This window comes from Halanaerobium congolense (genome assembly GCF_004366375.1).
In the GTDB taxonomy this organism is placed as follows: Bacteria; Bacillota; Halanaerobiia; order Halanaerobiales; family Halanaerobiaceae; genus Halanaerobium; species Halanaerobium congolense.
Genome location: NZ_SOEF01000064.1, coordinates 1 through 5,478 on the forward strand (window position 1 = coordinate 1; position 5,478 = coordinate 5,478).

Annotated in this window: 4 protein-coding genes; all 4 read left to right on the forward strand. The window is 36.0% G+C overall.

Features of this window, described 5'->3' with window-relative positions; all coding sequences use genetic code 11:
* The first annotated feature begins 100 nt into the window (after window positions 1-100).
* The 4 genes from clpB (at window position 101) to C7954_RS13210 (ending at window position 5,422) form a co-directional block, all read left to right on the forward strand.
* Complete coding sequence (gene clpB, locus C7954_RS13200) at window positions 101-2,683, forward strand: ATP-dependent chaperone ClpB (RefSeq protein WP_089722873.1); 2,583 nt, start codon at window positions 101-103, stop codon at window positions 2,681-2,683.
* Window positions 2,684-3,030: 347 nt separating this feature from the next.
* On the forward strand, window positions 3,031-3,186 hold the full coding sequence (locus C7954_RS13770) for an MFS transporter (RefSeq protein WP_143009705.1): 156 nt from the start codon (window positions 3,031-3,033) through the stop codon (window positions 3,184-3,186).
* A 91-nt stretch (window positions 3,187-3,277) separates the two neighbouring features.
* Window positions 3,278-4,084, forward strand: coding sequence for an AAC(3) family N-acetyltransferase (locus tag C7954_RS13205; protein ID WP_073160563.1), 807 nt, complete (start codon window positions 3,278-3,280; stop codon window positions 4,082-4,084).
* 366 nt (window positions 4,085-4,450) lie between these two features.
* The gene (locus tag C7954_RS13210; RefSeq protein ID WP_134060283.1) at window positions 4,451-5,422 is read left to right on the forward strand and encodes a tyrosine-type recombinase/integrase; all 972 of its coding nucleotides are present in this window, start codon (window positions 4,451-4,453) and stop codon (window positions 5,420-5,422) included.
* The last annotated feature ends 56 nt before the right edge of the window (window positions 5,423-5,478 follow it).

Consider the following 5,478-nt stretch of genomic DNA (forward strand, 5'->3'; position numbering starts at 1 on the left):
ATCAGGGACTAAATCTAAAATTAATAGAAACAAGCAAATTTATTTAAATTAGTGATGAATATTTTATATCACTAAGTATATTATACGAGGAGGAATAAAAATGGATATGGAAAAATTCACACGCAAGGCACAGCAGAGCCTGGTAGAAGCACAAAACATTGCGAAAGACTACCAGCATCAGGAAATATTTCCATCTCATTTATTTAAAGCATTATTAAATCAGGATGACGGAATTGTGATTCCACTGCTGCAGAAGGCTGAAGCAAACCTGGCTGAGCTAAAAGCAGAAAATGAAGACCTGCTCCAAAAACTCCCCCAAGTATATTCTGAGCAGAGCGGACAGGCCTATATGTCACACCAGTTAAATGATATTATGAGAGAAGCAGAAAAACAGGCAGATGGACTTGGAGATCAGTATATTTCAACAGAGCATTTTTTGCTTGCTATTTTAAGAAACCGCAAAACTGATTTAGGTAAAATGCTCTACGAGAAGAATTTAAATTATAATGATCTCAAACAGATTATTCAGGAGGTCCGCGGAGGCAGCAAAATTGATTCTCAGCAGGGAGAAGAAGGTTTTAATGTTTTAGAAAAATATACAATTGACATCACTGAGCTGGCCAAAAATGGAAAATTGGATCCTGTTATCGGTCGTGATAATCTAATCAGAAGAGTAATGCAGGTTTTATCCCGCCGCCGCAAAAATAATCCGGTTTTAATTGGAGAGCCGGGTGTAGGTAAAACTGCAATTGTTGAGGGGCTGGCCCAGAGAATTATTAATGGTGATGTTCCAGAAGGTTTAAAAAATAAGAAGGTAATTTCACTTGATATGGGTTCTTTAGTTGCTGGAACTAAATTTAGAGGTGAGTTTGAAGAAAGATTGAAGTCAGTCTTAAAAGAAATTAAAAAGGCTGAAGGACAGATAATTCTCTTCATTGACGAAATGCACACCTTAGTTGGAGCTGGTGCAACAGAAGGTTCAATGGATGCAGCCAATCTTTTAAAACCAGCCTTAGCCCGGGGTGAACTGCACTGTGTTGGAGCAACTACTTTGGCTGAGTACAAAAAGCATATCGAAAAAGATGCCGCTTTAGAGCGCAGATTTCAGCCGGTACAAGTTTCAGAGCCCGATATTGAAGATACAGTTTCGATTTTGAGAGGTTTAAAAGAAAAATACGAAATTCACCATGGAATTAAAATAACTGATAATGCAATTGTAGCTGCGGCCAAACTTTCTGACCGCTACCTGACAGAAAGATTTTTGCCTGATAAAGCTATTGATTTAATTGATGAGGCGGCTTCTAAAATTAGAATTGAAATTGATTCGATGCCGATAGAAATTGATGAACTTGACCGCAGAGTCAGACGGCTGGAAACGGAAAAAGAAGCCTTAAAAAATGAAGATACAGAAGAGGCTCAGGAGCGGTTAGAAGAGATTGAAGAAAAGCTGCAGGAATTAAAGGACCAGCGTGATCCCCTGCGCTTAAAGTGGAAAAATGAAAAAGATCAGCTTGCTAAAATACAGGAGTTAAAAGAAAAAATTGACCAGGTAGAATATCAGGCTGAAGCTGCAGAAAGAGAGGCCAATTATGAAGAAGCAGCCCGACTCCGTTATGGTAAATTAAATGAGCTGCGCAGAGAATTGGCTGAAATCAGCCAGAAAGTTGAAGAGTCCCAAAAAGATGCCACCCATCTGGTTAAAGAAGAGGTGACAGAAGAAGATATTGCAGAAATTGTTTCCCTCTGGACCGATATTCCACTGCAGAAACTGATGGAAGAAGAAAAGGAAAAGCTGATCCATTTAGAAGATGAATTAGAAAAGCGGGTTGTCGGTCAGCATGATGCAGTTAAAGCAGTCAGTAATGCAATTCGCCGCTCCCGCACAGGTCTCCAGGATGCAGATCGCCCCCTTGCTTCCTTTATGTTTATGGGACCAACCGGAGTTGGTAAAACAGAACTTGCCAAAACACTAGCTGCCTACCTCTTTGATGATGAGCGAGCTCTGACCAGAATTGATATGTCAGAGTACATGGAAAGACATGCTGTTTCCAAACTTATTGGTTCACCTCCCGGTTATGTCGGATTTGAGGAAGGTGGACAGCTGACAGAAAAGGTCAGACGTAATCCCTATTCTGTAATTTTATTTGATGAGATCGAAAAGGCTCATCCAGATGTATTTAATATCCTGCTGCAGATCCTTGATGATGGTGTTTTAACTGACAGTCAGGGTAAGGAAGTTGACTTTAGAAATACAGTAATTATAATGACTTCCAATGTCGGCTCCCAGTATATTCAGGATTTAGATAATGAAGTCAAAATTAAAGAAGAAATTGATGAAGCCCTCAAGGGACAGTTTAGACCTGAATTTTTAAATAGAATTGATGAAAAGATTATTTTCCACTCCTTAACTAAGGATGATATCTTTAAGATTATTGATATTCAGATCTCATATCTGCAAAATAATTTGTCTGAACAGGATATAGAAATCGATTTAACAAAGGCAGCCAAAGAGGAGCTCTTAGAACTCGGCTTTGATCCTGCTTATGGTGCCCGTCCTCTAAGAAGAGTTATTCAAAATCAGATTAAAGATGAGCTGGCCATACTGATTCTAGAAGAAAAAATTAAAGAGGGAGATAAAGTAGAAGTTGATTTTGAAAATGGTGAATTTAAATTTAACAATTAATTAAAAAAAATCTAAGCAAACTAAAAATTATCTTAAAGTGCAGACCGGTAAAATTACTGGTCTGCTTTTTTTTAATGAAGGAAAATATTTATCTATCACGAAATATAACTACTGTACATAATTTATTTATAAAATGAGGTAATTAATCTAGAAGTGAGAGGTAATTAAATGTCAAAAGATAGGAATAATATTCGACTGTTTATTTTTGTCACAGCTTTTTACTGACTGCAGCAGCTGTAATTATTGGTTTTATTTTAAGCCTCAAGGTTGATGAAAATAAAAAAATTGACCATCAGACAATTACTTTAAAGGAAATAATCAAAGTTGCAAAAAACAGAAGTCTGCTGGTGTCTTTAATCAGCCACCTCTATCTTTTATATTTCAATCAGATGCTTAACGGTTTTTCACAGGGAATGATTTTTCCGGTATTAATGGGTTTGAGTATTAAAAATGTAAGAGCAAATAAGAGGGGAACAGCAATGGGCTTTTTTCAGGTGGATTAAACTTAATGAAGAATAACTTATTATAAAACGGATAATAAAATTTATGAGTGTAGATTTGACGTAACGTAATTAAATAATGGAGGCAGTAAAAATGAATGAAAAAGAAATTATTGAAAAGACTAAAAAACCAATCACAAAAAAATCGTTGGTTAATGATTTAAAACAGTTAAATTTAAAAGGGGAAGTAGTCATTGTTCATTCTGCACTCAGCAAACTTGGCTGGGTCTGTGGAGGAGCAGTGGCCTTAATTGAAGCTCTGCAGGAAGCAGTTACTGAGGAAGGAACTCTGATCATGCCGGCTCACAGTAGTGATTTTTCAGAACCTAAATACTGGGGGAATCCCCCGGTGCCGAAAGAGTGGTATCAGACAATTAGAGACGAGATGCCTGCCTACAGACCAGAAGTAACTCCTACCAGAGGACTAGGTGTAACTCCAGAAATTTTTCGTAAATTTCCAAATGTTGTAAGGAGTGATCATCCCTGTCTCTCATTTGCAGCCTGGGGGAAAGAAGCTGAGGCTATTACAGCTGATCATAAGTTAGATTATGCCCTGGGTGAAAATTCACCTCTGGCTAAAATATATAGGAGAAAAGGTAAAATCCTTTTAATCGGAGTTAGACATGAGAGCAATACTTCACTGCATCTGGCAGAATACAGGGCTGAGCATGAGATTAAAATTAAAATTTTTGGCTCTTCAATCTTAAAAGGTGGAAAAAATATCTGGACTAAATATCAGGATATTGAATTTAATGATGACCTCTTTCCTGCAATCGGTAAGGAATATGAGTCAGAATATAAATATAGTACTGCCAAAATTGGGCTGACAGAGGCAAAATTATTTGATCAGCAAGAAATGGTTGATTTTGCAGTAGACTGGCTGGAAAAACTAGAAAAATAGGTGTGAATTTATTTTTTAAGACATTTATAAGGAGAAAAAAATGAAAGCATTAATTTTCATTCTCCACATTTTAAGGCTGAGGATTTTGCTGCAGCAAATTTGAATAATCAGGAACTTAAAAATAATGTCAGCAAATTTTCAAAAAAGTAGGAGATCTGTATGGGCGGGGCGGTGCAGTCAGCGGCAAAGCTCTCTCAGAGATGGGAGCTATGGCTAGAAATCTTATTGAAGGCCTTGCCTTGGTCAGGCAGCTGATAATCTGATGAGGAATTAAAAAAATAAATTTATAAAAATAAAGGGAAAATAAGCCAGATAAAGAAATATAAGAATATGGAAACCAATAAGAGATGGGAGCTTATTTATTAAATGAGGTTAAAGTTAGATAAAAGTAGAAATTTAATTTGTGTGAGTTTTGATTATGATGAAGTTGTGATCAGAAAAATGAACTCAATTCCTGGGAGTCGCTGGAATCCAAAAAGAAAGTACTGGACCTTTGAAAACAACTACAGCAATCTGGCCCTATTTTTAGAAATCTTTAAGGCTAAATATCTACTTTTTGATTCAAGAATTAAAGAATTTGCTGATCCAGAATTAATTGCTGACTATTTTAATTATTATTATTTGCCTCAATTTGAAAAAAAGCTGAAGTTAAAAGGCTATTCTCAAAACTCAATTAAGGTTTATTTAAACCACAATAGATCATTTATTAAATATATTGAAAAAGATCTATTCAGGATAAAAATGGCTGATGTTAATGATTATGTACTGTATCTCTTGGATGAGCTGAATAATACCCATTCTTATGCCAATCAGTTTATCAGTGCTTTTAAAACTTTTAATAATTTAATTTTGGAGCTGGATGGAATTAACAATAAACTGCTGCGGCCAAAAAAGAAAAAGAAGCTGCCTAAGGTTTTAAACAAGAGAGAGGTGAAGGATATTATTGCAGCAGTTGATAACTTAAAACATCAGTTAATTCTGATTTTGACCTATTCAGCTGGTCTGCGGGTAAGTGAAGTTGTAAAACTAAAAATTTCTGATATTGATTCTGATAGAATGCTGATTTATATCCGTTCTGCTAAGGGATATAAGGATCGTTATACTCTATTGTCTAAAAGTGTTTTAACTAAGCTCAGACTCTATTTGAAAGCTTTTCAGGTGCATAAATATGATGCACAGTGGCTTTTCCCTGGACAGAATAAGGAAAAGCATCTTTCAAAGCGGAGTGCTCAGAAAGTTTTTAAGCGCGCCTGTAAAAAAGCAGGGATCAATAAGGAGGTTGGAATTCATTCGCTTCGCCATTATGTAGAGGAAAAGATTATGGTGAGTAGCTGTTAATTTCATTAAGATACTTGTATTTTTAATTAAAACACTCACCATAATTATCATTTAAC